Here is a 20,729-nt window from a genome sequence, read left to right as displayed (position 1 = left end):
CATGAATGCGATAATTTTCTCTTTTACCCGCAACGGGGCAAGGATCAGCCTGAAACTGAAAAAGTATCTTGAGTCCCGCGGATTTGAGAGTGGGATATTTACTACACGGCGGTATAAGGATGTGGATCCTGCCTTAAAGGAAATCAGCCCTTCTTTACAGGAAATGTGCAGGGAAGCTTTTTCCCGGTGCCGTCTCATGGTTTTTATCGGCGCCACGGGGATTGCGATTCGCAGTATTGCCCCTTATATCCGCAGCAAGACAAAGGATCCGGCCGTCGTTTCGATTGACGAACAGGGAAAGTTTGTGATTCCTCTGCTTTCCGGGCATATCGGTGGCGCCAATGGCCTGGCGCTGGGAATTGCCGGTTTTTTGAGGGCGGTTCCCGTAATTACCACGGCGACGGATGTGAATGACCTGTTTGCTGTGGACGAATGGGCTGCACGGCATAATATGTCCATATTTAACATGGATGCCGCCAAAACCTTTGCTTCGTATCTGGTTGACTGTAAAAAAGTGGGAGTGAAAAGCGATTTTCCTATCAAAGGTCCTCTTCCCAAAGGATTGGTCCTGGCTAACGAAGGAACTGTCGGCATGGCGATTTCCCTGCGCAAAACAGTACAGCCTTTCGTAGAAACGGTTGTATTGCGCCCCCGCGTTCTTCATCTGGGAATTGGCTGCCGCAGAGGCACGCCGGAGGATAAAATCGAAGAACTGGTTATTCAGGAACTGGCAAAGCTTAAAGTTACAATGAGCGTGGTAAAAGGAATCGCTTCCATTGATGTAAAGAAGGACGAGCAGGGATTATTGGCCTTCGCTGAAAGCAATGCACTGCCCGTACGGTTTTATTCTGCGGAAGAACTGAATGCTGTGGAAGGGGATTTTACGCCTTCTGCTTTTGTGGCGAAAACCGTAGGCGTAGATAATGTCTGTGAAAGGGCGGCTGTGCTGGACAGTCATGGTGGGAAACTGCTGTTGCGCAAGACCGGAAGAAACGGCGTGACGCTGGCTGTGGCTGCTGAAAATTTTGTTGTAGATTTTAATTCATGATAAAGAGGATAATGATTGCAAAAGGAGTAGAAAATGGCTGCTAAAATTTATGTGGTAAGCCTGGGACCGGGCGGCAGGGAACAGATGACCGCACGTGCCATCAAAGCGCTGGAATCCTGTGACGTGATTACAGGATATAATGTATATGTGAATCTGATCAAAGACGAGTTCCCCGGAAAAACATTCGTGTCCAACGGGATGCGTAAAGAAGTGGACCGTTGCAAAGCGACGCTGGAAGAAGCGCTAAAGGGGCAGACGGTAGCGATCATCAGCAGCGGGGACGCCGGTGTGTACGGTATGGCCGGTATCATGTGCCAGGTGGCTGCCGATCATCCTGAAATTGATATTGAAGTGATTCCCGGTGTTACGGCTGCCTGCTCGGGGGCTGCGTTGCTTGGGGCGCCCCTGATCTGTGATTTTTGTCTGATTTCCTTAAGCGATCTGCTGACCCCCTGGGAGAAGATTGAAAAACGGCTGGACTGTGCTGCACAGGGAGATTTCTGTGTTGCCATTTACAATCCCAGAAGCCATAAACGGCAAGATTATCTGAAAAAAGCCTGCGATATCATGCTGAAGCATCAGAACGGCGACGTTCCCTGCGGTATTGTGCATAATATCGGACGGGAAGGTGAATCTTACGAACTGACCACGCTGAAAGAACTGGGCGATAATGAAAATGTGGATATGTTTTCTACGGTTATCATCGGGAATTCCCAGAGCAAGGTAATTAACGGACGGATCGTAACACCCAGAGGATATCATTTATGAAACGAAAAGTCTGGCTGATTGCCGGAACCATAGAAGGAAGAAAAATCGCTGACGCATTGGCTGCCATGCAGGTAGATGTCTATGTCTCTGTCGCTACGGCATACGGTGCGTCTTTATATCCTGACAATCCGTACATCCATGTACAGACAAAGCGCATGACGTTTGAGGATATGTGCACGTTTTTGCGTGAGGTGCACCCGGATCTGGTGCTGGATTCCACCCACCCTTATGCGGTAGTGGTTACGGATACGATACAGAAGGCCTGCAGGGAAACCGGGTTTCCGTACAAACGGATGCTGCGGCCGGCCAGCGAACATCCCGGCTGTATCACGGTGAAAGATTTCGGGGAAGCCATCGAAATTTTGAGCGGTACGGAAGGACCGGTGTTTTTAACCACCGGCAGCAAGAACCTGGTTGATTTTACAAAGCTTCCCGGTTATGCGGAACGCATTACCTGCCGGATACTGCCTTTGCGTGACTCGCTGGACAACGCGCTGAATCTTGGCTACAAACCGGCGCAGATCATCTGCATGCAGGGACCCTTTGCCAAAGATCTGAACATAGCCATGTTCCGGCGCGCCGGCGCAAAATATATTGTTTCAAAAGATTCCGGAAAGGCCGGCGGCTTTGAAGACAAACTGGAAGCGGCAGCCGAAGTAGGGGCCAAACTGATTCTGATCGACAGGAATCCGGAGACCGGCGAAAACCTGGAGCAGGTGCTGGCGGAACTGAAAGAACAGTTCGGCACTTGCTGCTGATTGGATGCGTTGGATCCGTTCCGTGTGTGCTGCGGCAATCATCATGTGTTTAGAAAGATTTGACTGAATGTGCCTGAGTAAGGTGTCAGATATAATTTATGTTAGAACGTGTGTTACGTAAGACAGGAGACAGGTCATGCTGAAAGTGAATGTGATCGGAATCGGTCCGGGAAATCCCGATCTTCTGACCGGAGCGGCAAGACAGGCAATCGCCGAAAGTACGGTTCTGGCAGGAGACCGGCGGATGGTAGGCCAGTTTGGGGAAGGGAAGAAAGTATATCCCACGATAAAACTGGCTGAGCTGGCGGAAATTGCGGCGAACGCAGATGCGGAAAAAGATGTTCTGGGTATCCTCGTATCCGGTGATGTGGGCTTTTTCAGTCTGGCCAAAACCATTGCAGGGAAGCTGCCTCAGTGTGAGGTAAAGCGGTACTGTGGGATTAGCAGCCTGGTTTATTTTGCTTCCCGGCTGCAGATGTCCTGGGATGACGCTAAAATTATCAGTATGCATGGAAGACAGCAGAATCTGGTTTCTGCTGTTTTACAATATAAAAAAGTTTTTTCCCTGACCGGCGGAGAGAATTCCCCGCAGGTATTATGCCGGCAGCTGTGCAGGCAGGGACTGGAAGATGTGCTGGTACATGTGGGTTCGGATCTGTCCTATCCGGAAGAAAAAATAGTAACCGGGACCGCTTCGGAAATCGCGCAGGGAGAATTTCCTTCTCTTTCGGTTATGATGATCTTGAATGAAAATGCCGGAAATCCGCTGCGGCAGTGTGTCCACGGTCTGGACGACAGCCTGTTCCTGCGGGGGAAGGCGCCCATGACCAAACAGGAGATCCGCGCGGTTTCCATTTCCAAATTGCAGCCCCGTCCGGATGACATCATTTACGACATCGGGGCCGGGACGGGATCCTGTTCCGTAGAACTTGCCTTGCAGGCGCCGCAGGGAAAACTGTATGCCTTTGAAATGAAAGAGGAGGCGCTGGAGCTGCTGCGTCTGAACAGGGAACGGTTCCATTGTGACAATATGGAAATCGTGCCGGGGGAAGCCTCGGAAGAAATGGAAAAGACCCCGGTACCTGACTGCGTCTTTATTGGCGGCAGCAGCGGCAACATGGCCAAGATGCTGGACAGCCTGTATGCACGTAATCCTGCGTGCCGTATCGTGATCAATGTGATCGCGCTGGAAACGCTGTGCGCGGTGGTAGAATATTATAAGGAAAAAACGGATTATGTACTCGATGTGGTGAATATTGCATCCGCTTACAATAAAAAGCTGGGCCGATACAACCTGATGATGGCACAGAATCCGATTTATATCATTACGGCAGTAAAAAAGATTGGGTGAACAGGATGGCTGAAACGGTAACAATGGATATTCCCCGGCTGCTTTTTGCGGCGCCCCAGAGCGGTAGCGGCAAGACTACGGTGGTTTGTGGCGTATTGCGGGCCCTGCTGAATAAAAAGCTGAAGGTAGCGGCTTTCAAAAGCGGGCCTGACTATATTGACCCCATGTTCCATTCAAAAGTGATCGGTGCAAAGTCCCGTAACCTGGATCTGTTTCTGACAGGCCGGGAAAATGTAAAACGTCTGCTGGCTAAAAACAGTTCGTCCTGTGATATAGCTGTTCTGGAAGGCGCTATGGGCTTTTATGACGGGATGGGAAAGACCACGGAAGCAAGCGCTTACGATCTGGCGCGGACGGTTAAAGCGCCTGTCGTACTGATAATAAACGGGAAAGGCGCGGCCGTTTCCATGGCAGCCCTTGTGAAGGGTTTTAAAGAATTTCGGGCAGACAGTAATGTTCAGGGTGTGATCTTGAATAATGTTAAAAAGATGACATACCAGTTTTATAAAGACGTGATCGAAAAGGAGACCGGCGTTAAAGTTTACGGTTATTTTCCGCATTTGCCGGAATGCAATCTGGAAAGCCGTCATCTGGGACTTGTGACTGCAGGAGAAATCGGAACGCTGGAAACCATCGTGGAACGTCTGGCGAAACAGGCGGATGAGTCTTTGGATCTGGAAGGCCTGATGACGCTGGCCGGGAATGCCGGACCGCTGGAATTTGAACCTCTGGAAATCAAACCGTCAGGTAAAGTTACGATTGCGGTTGCGCAGGATAAGGCCTTCTGTTTTTATTATCAGGATTCGCTGGACCTGCTGGCTATGCTGGGGGCAGAAATTGTATCCTTCAGCCCTTTGCAGGACACGAAACTGCCGGACTGTGACGGCGTGTTTTTAGGCGGGGGTTACCCGGAATTATATGCCGGACAGTTAAGTGAGAACACGTTATTGTTAACGGAACTGCGTGAAAAACTGGAAGCCGGGCTTCCCTGTTACGCGGAATGCGGCGGTTTTATGTATTTGATGGAAGGCTACAGGGAAGAGGGTACTGTATATCCCTGGGTAGGTGCTGTAAAAGGTCACTGCTGGATGACGGACAAGCTGGTTCGTTTTGGCTATGTGAATATGACAGCGAATACAGATAATGTACTGTGCAAAGCCGGTGATTCGATCCACGCCCATGAGTTCCACTATTCGGACAGCGATGAGAACGGAACTGCCTTTACGGTACAGAAAGCGGGAAAAACGACTGCCTGGCCTGCAGCCCAGGCCAACGGAACACTGTATGCCGGGTATCCGCACCTGCACCTTTGGGGCAATATCGGGTTTGCTGAAAACTTTGTGCAGGCCTGTATCCGGTATCATAAACATAATTCTGAGAAATAAGTTTTCTGTTGTGGTTTTTAAATTGACATGAGTTGACGTTTCGTTATACCTTTTGAAGAGGTGTATGTTATATGATGTTGTTAGGAGCCATCGTCTGCGGTTTCCTGTTAGACCTGGCGATTGGCGATCCCCACGGCTGGCCGCATCCGATTATTTTGATCGGTAATCTGATCAGCTGGCTTGAAAAACGGGTCCGGTCTGTTTGCGGTACCGATCCAGATAAATTGCTGCGGGGCGGTTTCGTCATTGTACTTGTTGTATGCCTGTTATCGTTTTCCGTGCCGTATCTCATTTTGTTTGCGGCAGGGAAAGTGGATCCCTGGCTGCGGTTTGCCCTGGAAACGGTGATGTGTTACCAGATTTTCTGTACCCGTTCCCTGCGGGATGAAAGCATGAAGGTCTATGATGCGCTGGAGGCTCAGGACCTGCCGCTGGGCCGGAAGATGCTTTCCTGGATCGTGGGCCGTGACACGGCTGAACTTTCGGAAGAAGAAGTGATCAAGGGCGCGGTGGAAACGGTCGCAGAAAATACTGCCGACGGTATTATCGCCCCGATGCTGTATATGTTCATTGGAGGCGCCCCGCTGGCGTTTTTGTATAAAGGCATCAATACCATGGACAGCATGATCGGCTATAAGGATGAGAAATTCCTCTATATTGGCCGGTATGCTGCGAAACTGGATGACATAGCTAATTTTATTCCGGCCCGTATCTGTGCCTTCTGTATGATGGCAGCCAGTTTTTTTACCGGGCTGGATACTAAAAATGCGTGGAAAATATTCTTGCGCGACCGGTATCACCATCTGAGCCCCAATTCTGCCCAGACGGAATCTGTGGCGGCGGGCGCCCTCCATCTGATGCTGGGAGGGGACCATTATTATTTTGGCAAGCTGGTACACAAGGAGACCATAGGGGATGATCTGCAGAAGCCTGCTTCCAAACATATTAAGCAGATGAACCTGCTGATGTACTTTACATCCATTACCGGCCTGCTCGGCTTCAGCCTCTTACGGGCCGTCTACCTGTTTACGGCAGGATAAGGAGTTTTATATGTATCAATATGTTCATGGCGGAGACATTTACAGTGATCCGACATTAAAACAGAACAAAGAGATGCTGGATTATTCCGCAAATATCAATCCCCTGGGCATACCTTCCGGTGTCCGCAGCGCTATAAAGGCCGCGGTTGCGGACAGCGTGAATTATCCGGATCCCTTTTGCAGGGAGCTACGCGCCCGGATCGGCCGGAGATTTTCTGTCCCTGCGGAGATGGTTTACTGCGGGAATGGGGCGGCTGATGTTTTATTCCGGATCATGACAGCACTGCAGCCGAAACGTACGCTGTTATTAGCGCCTGCCTTTGCTGATTATGAAAAGGCTGCCCTGACGGTTGACAGTAAGATTGATTATTTTATATTACATGAAGAAAACGGTTTTGCGGTTACCCCGGAGATCCTGAAAGCGATTACCAAACGGACACAGATGGTTGTGCTTTGCAACCCTAATAATCCTACCGGTAAGCTGATGGATAAAGAATTGCTCTTAGCGGTGTTAAAACATTGTGAAGAGCTGCATATTCCGTTACTGATCGATGAATGTTTCATGGATTTTGTACAGAATGAGGAAGAATACAGTCTGAAGGATCAGCTGGCTGCACATCCCGGGCTGGTCATCCTGAAAGCCTTTACGAAAATCTTTGCCATACCGGGAGTGCGGCTTGGTTTTTGCCTGACTTCTGATACGGTTTTGATCGATAAGCTGTATGCGTGCGGACAGGACTGGAATGTTTCCGTGCTGGCACAGGCTGCCGGCGTTGCCGCCCTGGAGGAAACGGACTATCTGGTTGAGACCCGTGAATTGATTGACACAGAAAAAGCCTATCTGGCAGCGCAGCTGCGCATAATCGGGCTGAAAGTGTTTGAAGGTGCGGCCAATTACCTTCTGATAAAATCGCTTCATAATTATCCCTGGCCGGAAAAGCTGAGGAAACACCATATCCTGATCCGGGACTGTTCCAATTACCGTGGTCTGTCTTCCGGATTTTACAGGATAGCGGTGAAGACACGCCGTGATAACCGCAGGCTGATAAAAATAATGAAGGAACTGGTAAAGCATGACTTCTTTGATTATATTAATTGACGGACTGGGCGACGATCCGATTCCTGCCTGGAATGGGCAGACGCCTTTTTCCCGTGCTTTGCATCCGCAGATGGACAGACTGATCAGGGAAGGGAGTCTTTCGCAGGTCAGCATCTGTGAAGAGGATGTGGTGCCGGGAAGCCTGACCTGTATCCTGCGGCTTCTGGGTGTTCCCAAAGAAGTTTTTCCCACAAACCGGGCTTATCTTGAACTGCTGGCCCAAAACCGGGATGTCTCGGAATATGAGATGGTATTGCGCTGTAATGTGGTATCCCAGGACAGCGGCGGCCGTCTGGTTTCGTTCAACGGAATGGGGCTGTCAGCCAGGGAAATCGTGGCTATGGCCCGGCAGTTCAGTTCTTTGACGACGGATATAGAATTTATCCATTTATCTGATTACCGCAATTTGCTGGTTATGGACCGAAATGAAAATGTATTGCGGACCCAGACTGCACCGCCGCATGAAAGCATGGGACTGCCGGTGGAAGAACTGCTGGCCGAACTGAAAGAGTCTTCCCTTGCCATGAAGGTGTTCATGCAGGAAACGGATCAGATTCTGCAACAGTATAACCGTAATGAGCTGACATATAAGCTGTATCCCTGGGGCGCATCATGCCGGACAGAGATGCCTTCCTTTGAGGCCCTGAACGGGATGAAAGGCGCACTGGTATGCCAGACGGAAATCGTCCGGGGCATCGGCAAAGCACTGAAGATGGAAGTCCCAGAACTTTCCTACTGTACAGCGGATACGGACACAAATATAAGGGAGAAACTGGCGGTTACCCGTAAGATGATCAACCGATATCCGTTTGTGATGACGCATTTTAACGGGACGGACGAAGCGGCGCACCGTCATGATTATGAAGGAAAGGCCGAATTTATCGCCCGTATTGATAAAGAATTTCTGGAACCGCTGCTGGATACGGCGGAAGAACCGTTACGCATTGTGATCTGCGGTGACCATGTGACAAGCAGTGTTACGGGCAAACATACCCGTGGCAGGGGACCGGTGATTGCCGCGGAAACAAGAACCGGGCACCGGCCAAGTTCCGGCATCGCGACGTACAAAGATATAGTTAACTATTTAATGAAAGAGAGTGAGTATAATGGCTAAAGCAATCATGATACAGGGGACCATGTCGAATGCCGGCAAAAGTCTGGTTACGGCAGCGTTATGCCGCATTTTCCATCAGGATGGGAAACGGGTGAATCCGTTTAAATCCCAGAACATGGCCTTAAACTCTTTTATTACGGAAGAAGGCGCCGAGATGGGACGGGCGCAGGTAGTTCAGGCTGAAGCTGCGGGAGTGAAACCCAGCGTACTGATGAATCCGATCCTCCTGAAACCTACCAGCGACAGCGGCTCCCAGGTCATTGTCAACGGCGTGGCCATCGGCACGATGCCGGCAGTAGAGTATTACAAATTTAAGACCAAGCTTATCCCGGATATCATGAAGGCTTACAATACACTGGCTGACAAAAGTGATATCATGGTCATAGAAGGCGCAGGCAGTCCTGCCGAAATCAACCTGAAGGCACAGGATATCGTGAATATGGGTATGGCCCGGATGGCAAAATCCCCGGTACTGCTGGTTGCCGATATTGACCGCGGCGGGGTATTTGCCTCGATTTACGGAACCCTTATGCTGCTGGAACCGGATGAACGTGCCATGGTAAAGGGTGTCATCATCAATAAATTCCGCGGCGATGTCAGCATCTTGAAACCCGGTCTGGATATGCTGGAAGAAAAAACCGGTATACCGGTGATCGGTGTACTGCCCATGCTGCATGTTGACATAGAAGATGAGGACAGCCTGTCGGAACGCCTGACCCAGGTGAAAAGTAAAAATGCGCTGATTGATATTGCTGTAATCAAGATGCCCCGTATGTCTAATTTTACGGATTTCAATGTGTTTGAACTGATTGACGGCGTATCGTTGCGGTATGTCAAATCTACGGAAGAGCTTGGCAACCCGGACATGATCATCCTGCCCGGAACAAAAAATACCATTGATGACCTGAAATGGATGCGGCAAAACGGACTGGAAACCGCGGTACTGCATAAGGCCAATAACGGAACGGTTGTCTTTGGTATCTGCGGCGGGTATCAGATGCTGGGCCGGAGCCTGTCCGACCCCTTTGGGTATGACAGCGGTCATGCCGGAAGCGTTACGACCGGCATGGGGCTGCTGAACACAGAAACGGAATTTGTTGAAAACAAACGCACGATCCAGATGAAGGGTCATTTTAACAGGGTGGAAGGCATATTTTCCGGCCTAAGCGGCATGGAATTCTACGGCTATGAGATCCACAGCGGCATAACCTCGCTGGAAGCAGTCAAAGCGTTGAATACCGTAGAACCGATCAACGAAAAGGCAGAAGCTTTTGCCGAAGGAAGCCAGACGGTGCGCGGCGGTCTGCAGGTGTATGGCACCTACATCCACGGTATATTCGATGGGGAAGGCATTGCTGCCAAAATTGTGGAAGCCCTGTTGGCCAGAAAAGGCCTGAGCATGGATGATGTGAAAGTGATCGACTATCAGAAGTATAAACAACAGCAGTACGACCTGCTGGCACAGAGCGTACGTGAGCATCTGGATATGAAAAAAGTTTACGAGATTGTGGAGAACGGACTTGACGGATAAGAGGCGTGAGCATTTTGGCAGTTTCGCGCCTGATGGTATAATAAAGAGAGGTTTACTATGGATAAAAGTAAACTGGGACTGATCCATATTTATACAGGCAACGGAAAGGGAAAGACTACGGCTGCGCTTGGGCTGATCCTGCGGGCCAGCGGAAGAGGGTTGAAGGTCGTTCTGGGACAGTTCCTGAAGGGCCGGGAAACAGGAGAACTGCACACCCTTGCTTTGCTGCCGGGTGTGAAAGTGTTCCGGGGCAAGCCGCTGACAAAGTTTTCGTTCCAAATGAATGAGAAGGAAAAAGCAGAAGTGCTGCAAAGCCATAACGATTTTATCCGGGAACTGGCATCATACTGCAGTAAAGAAGAAACCGATCTTCTGGTGCTGGATGAAGTGATCGGCGCCTGCGGTACCCGCCTGCTGGATGAAGCGTTGCTCATTGATTTTCTGAAACACAAACCGGAACATCTGGAAGTGGTCATGACAGGCCGTAACCCTTCGCCGGAGTTGTTGGAACTGGCTGACTATGTCTCCGAAGTCTGCAAGCGTAAGCATCCGTTCGATAAAGGAATACCGGCCCGGGAAGGCATTGAAAAGTAAGGTAAAGGAGGAATCGTTATGAATCTGGAAAATGTGCTACCGATGGATATTGAAAAACGCAGTTTTGAAATTATTTCTGAAGAATTAGGCGAATTAAAACTGGATCCGGACAAGGAAAGCATTATCAAGCGCTGCATCCACACCGCAGCGGATTTTGACTATGCGCGTACGTTACGGTTCAGTGACAATGTGGTGGAAGATACGCTGGCAATCATGAAGAAGGGCGGCTTTACGATTGTTACAGATACCAAGATGGCCCAGACGGGTATCAATAAAGCCGCGCTGGCCAAACTGAACGGCAATGCTGTCTGCTTCATGAGCGACCCGGATGTGGCGGCCCGCGCAAAAGAGGCGGGAAGCACACGGGCGGCTGCCTGCATGGAGAAAGCAGCTACGCTGGAAGGACCGGTAATCATTGCAGTAGGCAACGCGCCGACGGCGCTGGTACGCCTGGACGAACTGGTCAGGGAAGGCAAGATCAGACCGGCGTTGGTCATCGGCGTGCCGGTAGGATTTGTCAACGTGGTCCAGTCCAAAGAAATCATTATGGCCAGCGGTGTGCCGTATATTGTAGCTGTGGGCCGCAAAGGCGGCAGCAATGTTGCGGCGGCCATCTGCAATGCGCTGATGTACAAGCTGACCAGCGAGCAGGCAAATAGGCGGTAATTTAGGTTTAAACATGGTTAAAAACTCAGGATTTTTCACCGGAAATCCTGAGTTTTTTGCTGAAGAGGAAATGGCGAATCCGGTCTGTTGGGGTTGCAGATGCAATCTGTTCCCGATTATAATATTTAAATTAGAATTCAAGACTATCTTTTCTTTTGATTTGTGGTATAATGTAAAATATATTTTTCGCTGTATTGTTTTTGGACAATTACGATAGGAACGATTGTCAATTACAACTGTGCCTTTTATTGGATAGCAGAAAACTATCAAACAGTATTGGGGGTTCTTTCAGGTGCCTGTTTTGGATTTACTTCGTGTTGACCGGGATAAGTGCATAAAATGCGGTCTGTGTGTAGCAGACTGCCCGGCATGTATATTGGATATGGGGGAAAATGGCCCGGAATGTAATGTAGACCGCGGTTGCATGAGCTGCGGTCATTGCGTTGCCATCTGTCCCACGGGAGCTATGGATAATAAATATACACCGCGGGAAGAAATGGTTCCGGCTCCTGAATCGATTATTTCGGAAAAGCAGGCCTATGACTTTCTGCGGTCCCGCCGCAGCGTGCGCCTGTTCAAACCGCAGCCGCCGAAGCAGGAAGAGGTGTTAAAACTGTTGGATATCTGCCGGTACGCACCCACCGCGGGCAACAGTCAGAGCATGTATTTTACGGTAATTTCCAATCCGGATACGCTGGCTGCGATCCGCAGGACGACTGCGGAGTGGATGGCGGAAGAAGTGGAAAAGGAAACGGTAAACAAACGGTACTTCAAAGCCGTATTGCATACATTTCATGAAAAAAACGTTGATATTATTGGTCGCAATGCGCCGATGCTCATTTTTGTATCAACGAGGCGCCTGAATGTGACAGGGGTGAGCAACAGCGAGCAGTGCCTTGCCTACGCGGAACTGTTTGCACCGGCCATTGGTCTGGGAACGACAATTGCCGGGTTCATCCAGGCCTGCGGTATTGCCGGATACAAACCGCTGCTGGATCTGGTGGGGATCCCGTCGAAACAGAAACTGGTTGGCTGCATGATGGTAGGATACCCCCGGGTTAAGTATAAGCTGATGCCGGAACGCCAGCACCTGAAATGCGAGTTCAAAGAATAAATAAAATAGAGAATATATAAAACAGCCTGTACTTTTACATAGATACGGGCTGCTTTTTATTTGAATGAGTAATTGAGATATTGGCGTTGAAGTGTTATAATCGAATTATACAGGACTTGCGGTTCGTAACAGATGCAAGTTACAATGTTTGTTAAAAATGGGAGGAAGAGAGTATGAAAAAATCAGTAGCATTTTTAGCAACAGCATTATTGTCCTTGTCCATGTTGTTCAGCGGCTGCGGCGGCGGAGACAAAAAGGCTGAGGCTCCGAAAGCAGATAATGCGGCCAAAGAACTGACTGTATATACTGCCCGCAGTGAAAGCCTGAACAACGCGGTAATCAAGAATTTCGAAAAAGATACAGGCATAAAAGTTAATGTTGTAGTGGCAGGCACAGGGGAAGTTGTGAAACGTGTCGCATCGGAAAAAGCAAATCCGCTGGGCGATATTTTATGGGCTGGCAGCGAAGCCATGCTGGCATCTAAAAAAGAACTCTTCCAGGAATATGTTTCCAAAGAAGATCCGAACATGATGGATGAATTCAGAAACACAACAAAATTCTTCACACCTGCATTTTCCGATCCGACGGTTATGGTCGTAAATAAGAAGATGAAGGGCGATATGAAGATTGAAGGCTTTGGCGATCTGCTGAATCCGGCACTGAAAGATAAAATCGCGTTCGGCGATCCGGTAAACTCCTCTTCGGCATTCCAGTCCCTGGTTGTTATGCTGTATGATATGGGTAACGGTGATCCCTTCAGTGAAGAGGCCTGGGATTATTGTGACAAGTTCCTGAAACAGCTGAACGGCAAGATGATGAACAGCTCCAGCCAGGTTTATAAAGGCGTGGCAGGCGGCGAATATATTGTCGGCCTGACCTGGGAAGATCCGGCTGCGACACTGGTCAAGAGCGGTGCTCCGGTTGAAGTTGTGTTCCCGAAAGAAGGCGCTCTGTATGCACCGCAATCCGTGCAGATCATCAAAAACTGCAAGCATCCCGAAAACGCGAAAAAGTTTGTGGATTATATGCTGAGCGAAAAGATCCAGAACCTGGTTGGCACCACGTTAACGGTTCGTCCGCTGCGTAAAAATGCCAAACTGGCGGATTATATGACTCCGGCCAGCAAGATCAAAATTGCCCCGAAGTTCAACGAAAAATGGGTTTCCGAAAACAAAGAAAAATTTACCAAAGAATTCACCAAACATCTGGAAAAATCTATGTAACTGTAAAACGGCATAAGGAAGTGCGGGGTCATTCCGTAATCAATTTGTGCTGAAGCTATGAATGGCGCCAATAGATGAATTGGCGCCATTTTGTTATACAAAGGAGAGTTCTGATGAGTGTTTCCATTGATATAGATAATGTCATAAAAAAATATGAGGATACCACGGTTATCAACGGTCTGTCCCTGAAAATCCATCCGGGGGAGTTCTTTACGTTATTGGGTCCGTCCGGCTGTGGCAAAACTACATTGCTGCGTATGATCATCGGCTTTAACTCCATTGAGGGCGGGGCGATAAAGGTTGACAATAAGGTAATTAACAACATCCCGGTCAACAAACGCAATATGGGCATGGTGTTTCAGAATTATGCAATCTTCCCCCACATGTCTGTTTTCGATAATGTGGCCTTTGGTTTAAAGCAGCGGAATGTTCCTGCAGCAGAAATTGAAAAGTCTGTTGTTGAGATTTTGGATGTAGTCAAGATTGGGCATTTGAAAGACCGGATGCCTACACAGCTGTCCGGCGGCCAGCAGCAGCGCGTTGCACTGGCCAGGGCTATCGTAATCCATCCCCAGGTGCTGCTTATGGACGAACCGTTATCCAATCTGGATGCGAAATTACGGGTGGAAATGCGTAATGCCATTAAAAACATCCAGCAGCAGGTGGGGATCACAACCGTATATGTGACCCATGACCAGGAGGAAGCCCTGGCGGTTTCCGACCGTATTGCCGTCATGAACGATGGCGTCATCCAGCAGGTAGGGTCTCCCCAGTACATCTATCAGCGGCCTGCCAACCGTTTCGTTTCGACGTTTATCGGTCTGTCAAATATTTTTAAGGCTGTTGTCAGGAAAAGCGGCGCGCAGCATATCCTTTCCTTTGGGAAATACCAGGTTCCCATGCAAACGCTGGACGCAGCTGCTGTTGCAAAATATGCCGGTGCCTCCGGAACAGCAGACATCCCAGTAACGGTTGCCGTCCGCCCGGAAGAATTTACCGTACATTTGGACGGGGAAGGTCTGGACGCAGTGGTCAATTACAGCGTATTCCTGGGGATATCGACCCATTACTTCCTGACCATGTCCGACGGGCATGAGGTGGAAGTGATCACACCTTCGGATGTGGGACGGATCATTCCCAATCATACAGCTGTTAAACTGCGGGTTGAACCGGAACGTATCAATGTATTTACGGAAGACGGGATGCAGTCGCTGATCATTCAGACAGAAGATATAAACGGCAGGCGAATTGGTGGTGAGGACGCATGAAGAAGCCGAACATCTGGACCGGGTTTACGCTGGCGATACTGTGCTTTTTCCTTTTGTTTGTAGTGTACCCGCTGTTTCTGATCATGTATCAGAGTGTGGTCGATCCCGAGACCCACGCGCTGACCTTTGATTACTTTACAAAGTTTTTCGGGCGCAAATTCTACTGGAGCACATTGGTCAACAGTTTCAAGGTAACCGTTTGCGCGACATTGCTGGCGGCCATTATCGGTCTGCCCATGGCATATGTGTTGCGCAGTTTTAAAATCCCTTACAGCAAATATGTCAATATTTTAATTGTAATCTCTTATTTGTCGCCTCCTTTCATCGGCGCTTATGCATGGATCCAGCTGCTGGGGCGCAACGGGTTTATCACGCAGCTGATCAACAGCCTGTTCGGCATCCAGTTCGGAGGCATTTACGGGTTTGCAGGTATCGTCCTTGTCTTTTCGCTGCAGTCATTTCCTTTGATTTACATGTATGTTTCCGGCGCGTTAAAGAATCTTGACAGCTCCCTGAATGAAGCGGCGGAAAGCCTGGGCTGCAATGCGTTCCAGCGTGTGACGCAGATCATCCTTCCGCTGGTCATGCCGTCCCTGCTGGCAGGTTCCCTGCTGGTGTTTATGCGGGTGTTCTCGGATTTCGGTACGCCCATGCTGATCGGGGAAGGGTTTAAGACGTTCCCTGTATTGATTTATACCCAGTTCATGGGCGAAGTCAGTACGGACGACCATTTTGCGGCGGCCCTGTGCGTAATCGTCGTTGTAATTACCCTGTTCCTGTTCTTCCTGCAGCGCATGGTAGCAAAACGTTATTCCTATGCGATGACGGCATTAAAGCCCATGCAGCCGGTACAGGCGAAAGGCAGCCAGAAATTCTTTGCCTATCTGTTTGTGTTCGGCGTAGCGTTTATCGCCATGCTTCCCCAGCTGACCGTTATCTTTACATCTTTCCTGGAAACAGTGGGAGGCGCGGTATATACCGGGAAGTTCTCGTTGATGAACTACGAGAACACGCTGTTCTCAAAGGATAACATATCGATTTTCAATACCTATGCTTTTGGGTTGTGCGCAATCGGCATCGTGGTAGTTCTGGGTATCCTGATCTCGTATCTTACAGCCCGGAAACCGTCCCTGCTGACAAACATCCTGGATACGCTGACCATGTTCCCGTATATTATTCCGGGCTCTGTGTTAGGTATTGCGCTGCTGTCCGGCTTTAACTCAGGGGTGTTGGTTTTGTCCGGTACAGCTCTGATTATCATCATTTCCCTGACGATCCGGCGTATGCCTTATACGATCCGGTCCAGCACGGCGATCATTTCACAGATTTCGCCCAGTGTGGAAGAAGCGGCGATCAGCCTTGGCGCCAGTGAGTTTAAGTCCTTCCGTAAAATCATGGTGCCCATGATGCTTCCGGGCGTACTGGCCGGCGCTATTATGAGTTGGATCACCCTGATCAGCGAATTAAGTTCCAGCATCATTTTATATACCAGCAGCACCAGTACGTTGACAGTTGCGATTTACGCAGAGGTCATCCGCAGTAATTTCGGCAATGCCGCGGCATACTCTACGATCCTGACCCTGACTTCCATCGTGTCCCTGTTAATATTCTTCCGCCTCTCGCATAACGAAGATGTCAGCGTGTAATATCCGGTTCGTAAAAATCTTTCACATAAAAGTCAAGAAATAAAACGGCTGATGATGCTATAATAATCATGTTACAGCAGGCGTATAATAAAAGAGCGTACTAATGAACCTGACAATGTAAGGCAGTAAAGGAGGATATCTCAATATGGCAAAATATTTAGGCGGTACCGACAACCAGCAGGAAGAAGTGAAGGCGGAACTGATTGCTCCGGGTTTATTGTGCAATGATTTTGTGTTAAATGTTTCTACCGGTATTTTCTCTTCGGAAAAAATCGGTATCAAAGACAATATTTCGTTTTATGAAGAAGTGACACAGGAAAACGAAAAGAAATTCAGCATTGGCTGGGGCATTGTGGGACTTGCGATCTTTGGTCCATTAGGCGCGTTGGCCGGCGCCATCCTCGGTGGGGACAGCAAGACGAAACACGTCGTTGCCGCCCAATTGGAAAACGGGTTGCGCTTTGTCGTCCAGCTGGACCAGGATGAGTTTGTGAAATGGGTAAACCTGATGCCTCATAAAGCGGCTCCGTCAGGAGAAGAAGTATAACCGGGAACAGGGTTCCGGTTTGTAATTCTCAAAACACCTTGAAAGGTTGGATCGCATGAAGTGTTCGATCAGATTCCGGCGCAGGCTGCTGTTCCCGGTCGTGTTACTCTTACTGTTGGCAGCGTTCCTTTCGGCAGGCTGCGGGGAAGAAGAAAAGTTTAATAAAGAAAAAGCGGCGATATTGGAAGAACTGAAGCTGGCGCAGCAGATCCGGATCCCGGAAGGGCTGGAAGGGGAAGCGCTGGATAAAGCTATTTCCGAACTGTCCCCCCGGCACAAAGCGGCGATACAACAGGTAGATGCGAAGCTGAAAGAACTGGGCGAGAAGTATGGAAAGGCAGATGCCAAATTTAAGGCAGATACGGAAGAAATACGGAAGACGCTGAACAAGGACCATGTCGAATGGCTGAAAGCCGCGGTGGCCCCGAAAATCAAAGGAGATCCGGTGATGGGGGTCGGCATCGGCTGCCGCTGGGAAGAAATTGAAGAAATACTGGGCGAGCCTATCGAAAGGAAACAGACAGCCGGGTTAAAAGAGTTTAAATATTCGGGCCTTGTATTTAATGAGATCCGGGACCACGGGGAAACGTATGGGAAGCCTTTGCCTCCTTCCTACGGACCGGACGCGTATTACATGACAGGGAACGGATATAAGACGGCCAGTGGCATACAAATCGGCATGACAAAAGCGGAATTGCTGGAATGCTACAAAGGCAAGCTTGCTTCGTTAGACGATCACACCGATCCGCGGTTCATCATCATGCGGTTCGATCCTACGCCGGACCATAAACATGCCTACAATCAGTTCATGCAACTGACGGACGGAAAACTGAGCCGGCTGATAGTGGCCAAACATTAATTGTTGTATTTTTATAAATAAAACCGCAGTATTCAGGGAGCTTATTCTGAATACTGCGGCTTTTGCATACGGGCCCAGACGACCGGCTTGTAGTTGCATAACCGTGAGATACGCTTATGACAATTCGCCTTTACGGTCATTTTGATGAGCAATTTTGTAAGAGGTTGTTAATATATTCTTCATCAGGCGTTGCATAAAAGGTTTTCTGGTTTGTAAAAATGACAAAACCCGGTTTGGCGCCGGAAGGCTTTTTAACAAACCGGCGGGGAACGCAGTCTACGGGTATCTGGCTGCCGCCACGGGCTTTGCTGAACCAGGCGGCCAGCTGTACCGCAGCATCCAATGCTTCCGGCTCGGGTTCAGGCAGGGAGGTTTTCAGTAAAACATGGCTGCCGGGGATTTTCTGCACGTGCAGCCAGAGGTCATTTCCCGTACCGGTTTTAAAAGTCACTTCGTCATTCTGTCGGTTGTTTTTACCAATATAAATCTCAGTAGATTCGGAGAAAACAATATGAAGGGGAGAAGATTTCCCTGAGGGTCTCATTTTCCGTCTGGGAACCGGAAGGACACCCGCATGTTGCAGTTCTTCTTTAATCTCTTCTGTCTCCTGCCGGGTGGTGGCGAAATGCAGGCTTTCTTCTATGCTTTCCAGATAGGTCTTCATATCTGTCGCTTCCGTTAACTGATGGGCCACTTCTTCCTGGGCCCGTTTCAGTTTATTATATTTTTTATAGTATTTTTGCGCATTTTCGGCAGGGGTCAGCACAGGGGACAACGTGACCTGCAGGGGCGTTCCGTCATAAATATTGGATACGGTGCAGGAAACCGCTCCCTTTTGGATCTGGTACAGGGCCGCCATCAGGCTGTCGGCAATTATGCGGCAGGCGTCCGCGTCGTTGGACAGAGCCAGATCCTGTGTAAGCGCGCCGATCTTTTTTTCTGTTTTTCGAATTTCAGACTGCACGGCCTTCCGTAACTGATCCTGCTCGGGGAGCTTTGCCGGCTGTAAGCGGGCAGCGTAACCCAGGGCTTCATTAATACCGGGAAACGTTTCGCTGCGGCATCCTTCCGGTACATAGGCGGCCGGATAGGGGAAGATAGTCTGGCACTGGTTGTCTGCGGCGATGATGGCAGTAAAAGAACGTGCTGCCCGTTCTTCTGATACAATCTTTTGCAGCGCGCCAATCACAGAGGCCAGACGGTTCCGGTCCATGGGGGTGAGGTAGGTGGCGTTTAACGGGATCTCTGCCGCACAGAGCAGTTGTAAAGCCGAAGCTTTGCCGATCCCGGTGGTTTCTTTGACCAGTGGTTTCCACAGGGAAGAGGTCACTTCATCGGGAATGGCTGCCACGATTGCTTCTGCTGAGGCGGTCAGGATATCCAGGCCTGCCTGAGGCGGCGGCGGGTTATAGTCATATCCGGGCTGGATGACGCGAACGGAATTCATGACAGGGCTGACATGTTTTATGCTGTCCAGGATTTTCCCGTTTTCCGCAAAAACCAGATTGGAATTTTTGCCTGCGAGTTCAACGATGACCTGTTTTGTGATAATCTGGCTGTTCCGTCCCAGCAGGCTGATTTCCAGTTCGATGACACGGTCCAGGCCGTATTGGCGGACCTGGGTTATGATCCCTTCTTCCAGATGTTTCCGCAACAGCATACAGAAAGCCGGCGGTTCCGGTGGATTGTCTGGCGCTTTGTCTGCAAGGCGGATTGAGGGGGCGGCGGCATTTACGTCAATGATCAGGTGGAGCGTATCATATTCCCGCTTCAGCGAAAAATACAGGGAGCGGCCGGAAGGCATACCGATTTTGTAAATCCGGCTTCCGGTAATTTCCTGTTTCAGATACTCTGTCAGCGCATATAAGGTTATACCTTCCAGATTCATGGTTTATCTTCCTTTTTCTCTTATTTTCTTAAGGGGTTTGGTTGCTTTCGCTTTCACAATGGTTTATAATATCGGTACGGTTTCTGTATTTCTTTTCAAGTATATCATATTTCATACAAAATATCTTTCGGAGGAATCAGAATGAAAAAAGTTTTCTTAACAATACTGTTTTGCTGTTTTCTGTCCCAATGTTTTGCGCTCACTCCCATGACGGATGAAAATATGAAGCAGGCGATCCAGTATGGAATAAACGGCAAACAGGAAAACCGTACGCTGTACCAGCTGGTAGATCCCTGGCTGGTAGCGGAAAAGAACCAGAAGAACCCCTACCGGCAAAAAGAAAGCATTTTTGTCTATACCCCGTATCTTTTAGCCGTAATCCATACCAGGGACAAGGTGGAAGAATCACGTGTCCCGGAACTGGCAGACATAAAGAAAGCAATTCAGGAATATGACGGTATCACGCTGATCGGAGCCAGGCTGAATACCCCCGTTGTACTGCAGGAAGGCGAATATACCGTAAGGCTTGTACAGGGGCAAACGAACCTTGCGCCCTACGCGTCCATTTATCTGCACCATGAAATGATCAACCGGTACGAGAAAAAGGAAAGCCCGGCAGCGAAACCGGACGACGGGAAGCAGCTGACGGTAAACGAAAAGAAACCGGGGAATGATGCAAAGACGGAAAAGGTCGCGGTTCTTGAAATGCAGTATTATTTCGACAGTTCCCAGTTCAATCCGGCACAGCCGTATACGGTGCTGATTGCGGATAAATATTGCGGAGAGCGCCGCTTTGATGTGGACCCGGCGGCGATCCGTTAAGACAGGAG

At 49.4% G+C, this 20,729-nt stretch carries 19 protein-coding genes; 18 read left to right on the top strand and 1 reads right to left on the bottom strand.

What is annotated here, in order from left to right; all coding sequences use genetic code 11:
- The first annotated feature begins 1 nt into the window (after position 1).
- The 17 genes from ACZOWY_RS02115 (at position 2) to ACZOWY_RS02035 (ending at position 18,011) form a co-directional block, all read left to right on the top strand.
- A complete protein-coding gene (locus tag ACZOWY_RS02115) occupies positions 2–1,048 on the top strand; it encodes a cobalt-precorrin 5A hydrolase (RefSeq protein ID WP_484392512.1) in 1,047 nt (348 codons plus the stop codon).
- Positions 1,049–1,081: 33 nt separating this feature from the next.
- A complete protein-coding gene (gene cobJ, locus ACZOWY_RS02110; protein ID WP_484392511.1) occupies positions 1,082–1,816 on the top strand; it encodes a precorrin-3B C(17)-methyltransferase in 735 nt (244 codons plus the stop codon).
- Complete coding sequence (gene cobK, locus ACZOWY_RS02105; RefSeq protein ID WP_484392510.1) at positions 1,813–2,574, top strand: precorrin-6A reductase; 762 nt, start codon at positions 1,813–1,815, stop codon at positions 2,572–2,574. The genes cobJ and cobK overlap by 4 nt, the downstream gene beginning before the upstream one ends.
- A gap of 136 nt (positions 2,575–2,710) precedes the next feature.
- On the top strand, positions 2,711–3,925 hold the full coding sequence (gene cbiE, locus ACZOWY_RS02100) for a precorrin-6y C5,15-methyltransferase (decarboxylating) subunit CbiE (RefSeq protein ID WP_484392509.1): 1,215 nt from the start codon (positions 2,711–2,713) through the stop codon (positions 3,923–3,925).
- Between the two features lie 5 nt (positions 3,926–3,930).
- On the top strand, positions 3,931–5,310 hold the full coding sequence (locus ACZOWY_RS02095) for a cobyrinic acid a,c-diamide synthase CobB (RefSeq protein WP_484392508.1): 1,380 nt from the start codon (positions 3,931–3,933) through the stop codon (positions 5,308–5,310).
- A gap of 71 nt (positions 5,311–5,381) precedes the next feature.
- Positions 5,382–6,350 (top strand): adenosylcobinamide-phosphate synthase CbiB, encoded by a 969-nt coding sequence (gene cbiB / locus ACZOWY_RS02090; RefSeq protein WP_484392507.1) that lies wholly within the window; start codon positions 5,382–5,384, stop codon positions 6,348–6,350.
- A gap of 10 nt (positions 6,351–6,360) precedes the next feature.
- Positions 6,361–7,449 (top strand): pyridoxal phosphate-dependent aminotransferase, encoded by a 1,089-nt coding sequence (locus ACZOWY_RS02085; RefSeq protein ID WP_484392506.1) that lies wholly within the window; start codon positions 6,361–6,363, stop codon positions 7,447–7,449.
- Positions 7,424–8,563 (top strand): hypothetical protein, encoded by a 1,140-nt coding sequence (locus ACZOWY_RS02080; RefSeq protein WP_484392505.1) that lies wholly within the window; start codon positions 7,424–7,426, stop codon positions 8,561–8,563. The genes ACZOWY_RS02085 and ACZOWY_RS02080 overlap by 26 nt, the downstream gene beginning before the upstream one ends.
- Positions 8,556–10,094 (top strand): cobyric acid synthase, encoded by a 1,539-nt coding sequence (locus ACZOWY_RS02075; protein WP_484392504.1) that lies wholly within the window; start codon positions 8,556–8,558, stop codon positions 10,092–10,094. The genes ACZOWY_RS02080 and ACZOWY_RS02075 overlap by 8 nt, the downstream gene beginning before the upstream one ends.
- Positions 10,095–10,151: 57 nt before the next feature.
- Positions 10,152–10,688 carry a cob(I)yrinic acid a,c-diamide adenosyltransferase gene (locus ACZOWY_RS02070; RefSeq protein ID WP_484392503.1) on the top strand — a complete coding sequence of 179 codons (537 nt, stop codon included), beginning with the start codon at positions 10,152–10,154 and terminating at the stop codon, positions 10,686–10,688.
- A 12-nt stretch (positions 10,689–10,700) separates the two neighbouring features.
- On the top strand, positions 10,701–11,354 hold the full coding sequence (locus ACZOWY_RS02065) for a precorrin-8X methylmutase (protein WP_484392551.1): 654 nt from the start codon (positions 10,701–10,703) through the stop codon (positions 11,352–11,354).
- A 292-nt stretch (positions 11,355–11,646) separates the two neighbouring features.
- Positions 11,647–12,468, top strand: a complete 822-nt coding sequence (locus ACZOWY_RS02060) for a nitroreductase family protein (protein ID WP_484392502.1) — start codon at positions 11,647–11,649, stop codon at positions 12,466–12,468.
- Between the two features lie 221 nt (positions 12,469–12,689).
- On the top strand, positions 12,690–13,691 hold the full coding sequence (locus tag ACZOWY_RS02055) for an extracellular solute-binding protein (RefSeq protein WP_484392550.1): 1,002 nt from the start codon (positions 12,690–12,692) through the stop codon (positions 13,689–13,691).
- A gap of 113 nt (positions 13,692–13,804) precedes the next feature.
- Positions 13,805–14,959 (top strand): ABC transporter ATP-binding protein, encoded by a 1,155-nt coding sequence (locus ACZOWY_RS02050; RefSeq protein WP_484392501.1) that lies wholly within the window; start codon positions 13,805–13,807, stop codon positions 14,957–14,959.
- Positions 14,956–16,605 carry an ABC transporter permease gene (locus ACZOWY_RS02045; RefSeq protein ID WP_484392500.1) on the top strand — a complete coding sequence of 550 codons (1,650 nt, stop codon included), beginning with the start codon at positions 14,956–14,958 and terminating at the stop codon, positions 16,603–16,605. The genes ACZOWY_RS02050 and ACZOWY_RS02045 overlap by 4 nt, the downstream gene beginning before the upstream one ends.
- A gap of 145 nt (positions 16,606–16,750) precedes the next feature.
- A complete protein-coding gene (locus ACZOWY_RS02040; RefSeq protein ID WP_484392499.1) occupies positions 16,751–17,152 on the top strand; it encodes a hypothetical protein in 402 nt (133 codons plus the stop codon).
- 55 nt (positions 17,153–17,207) lie between these two features.
- Positions 17,208–18,011: a hypothetical protein gene (locus ACZOWY_RS02035; RefSeq protein WP_484392498.1), complete on the top strand. Its 804-nt coding sequence runs from the start codon at positions 17,208–17,210 to the stop codon at positions 18,009–18,011.
- A gap of 136 nt (positions 18,012–18,147) precedes the next feature.
- Here ACZOWY_RS02035 and ACZOWY_RS02030 read toward each other — a convergent pair whose 3' ends face one another.
- On the bottom strand, positions 18,148–19,899 hold the full coding sequence (locus tag ACZOWY_RS02030) for an Rqc2 family fibronectin-binding protein (RefSeq protein ID WP_484392497.1): 1,752 nt from the start codon (positions 19,897–19,899) through the stop codon (positions 18,148–18,150).
- 141 nt (positions 19,900–20,040) lie between these two features.
- Here ACZOWY_RS02030 and ACZOWY_RS02025 point away from each other — a divergent pair, with 141 nt between their 5' ends.
- The gene (locus ACZOWY_RS02025; RefSeq protein ID WP_484392496.1) at positions 20,041–20,721 is read left to right on the top strand and encodes a hypothetical protein; all 681 of its coding nucleotides are present in this window, start codon (positions 20,041–20,043) and stop codon (positions 20,719–20,721) included.
- The last annotated feature ends 8 nt before the right edge of the window (positions 20,722–20,729 follow it).

The organism is Succiniclasticum sp., assembly GCF_056977735.1.
This window is presented reverse-complemented; position numbering and strand designations above follow the sequence as displayed.

What these genes read in the sequence shown, in the direction of transcription:
- ACZOWY_RS02115 (WP_484392512.1), top strand. Translation starts at nt 2, where the DNA reads ATGAATGCGATAATTTTCTCTTTTACCCGCAACGGGGCAAGGATCAGC.
- cobJ (WP_484392511.1), top strand. Translation starts at nt 1,082, where the DNA reads ATGGCTGCTAAAATTTATGTGGTAAGCCTGGGACCGGGCGGCAGGGAA.
- cobK (WP_484392510.1), top strand. Translation starts at nt 1,813, where the DNA reads ATGAAACGAAAAGTCTGGCTGATTGCCGGAACCATAGAAGGAAGAAAA.
- cbiE (WP_484392509.1), top strand. Translation starts at nt 2,711, where the DNA reads ATGCTGAAAGTGAATGTGATCGGAATCGGTCCGGGAAATCCCGATCTT.
- ACZOWY_RS02095 (WP_484392508.1), top strand. Translation starts at nt 3,931, where the DNA reads ATGGCTGAAACGGTAACAATGGATATTCCCCGGCTGCTTTTTGCGGCG.
- cbiB (WP_484392507.1), top strand. Translation starts at nt 5,382, where the DNA reads ATGATGTTGTTAGGAGCCATCGTCTGCGGTTTCCTGTTAGACCTGGCG.
- ACZOWY_RS02085 (WP_484392506.1), top strand. Translation starts at nt 6,361, where the DNA reads ATGTATCAATATGTTCATGGCGGAGACATTTACAGTGATCCGACATTA.
- ACZOWY_RS02080 (WP_484392505.1), top strand. Translation starts at nt 7,424, where the DNA reads ATGACTTCTTTGATTATATTAATTGACGGACTGGGCGACGATCCGATT.
- ACZOWY_RS02075 (WP_484392504.1), top strand. Translation starts at nt 8,556, where the DNA reads ATGGCTAAAGCAATCATGATACAGGGGACCATGTCGAATGCCGGCAAA.
- ACZOWY_RS02070 (WP_484392503.1), top strand. Translation starts at nt 10,152, where the DNA reads ATGGATAAAAGTAAACTGGGACTGATCCATATTTATACAGGCAACGGA.
- ACZOWY_RS02055 (WP_484392550.1), top strand. Translation starts at nt 12,690, where the DNA reads ATGTTGTTCAGCGGCTGCGGCGGCGGAGACAAAAAGGCTGAGGCTCCG.
- ACZOWY_RS02050 (WP_484392501.1), top strand. Translation starts at nt 13,805, where the DNA reads ATGAGTGTTTCCATTGATATAGATAATGTCATAAAAAAATATGAGGAT.
- ACZOWY_RS02045 (WP_484392500.1), top strand. Translation starts at nt 14,956, where the DNA reads ATGAAGAAGCCGAACATCTGGACCGGGTTTACGCTGGCGATACTGTGC.
- ACZOWY_RS02040 (WP_484392499.1), top strand. Translation starts at nt 16,751, where the DNA reads ATGGCAAAATATTTAGGCGGTACCGACAACCAGCAGGAAGAAGTGAAG.
- ACZOWY_RS02035 (WP_484392498.1), top strand. Translation starts at nt 17,208, where the DNA reads ATGAAGTGTTCGATCAGATTCCGGCGCAGGCTGCTGTTCCCGGTCGTG.
- ACZOWY_RS02030 (WP_484392497.1), bottom strand. Translation starts at nt 19,899, where the DNA reads ATGAATCTGGAAGGTATAACCTTATATGCGCTGACAGAGTATCTGAAA.
- ACZOWY_RS02025 (WP_484392496.1), top strand. Translation starts at nt 20,041, where the DNA reads ATGAAAAAAGTTTTCTTAACAATACTGTTTTGCTGTTTTCTGTCCCAA.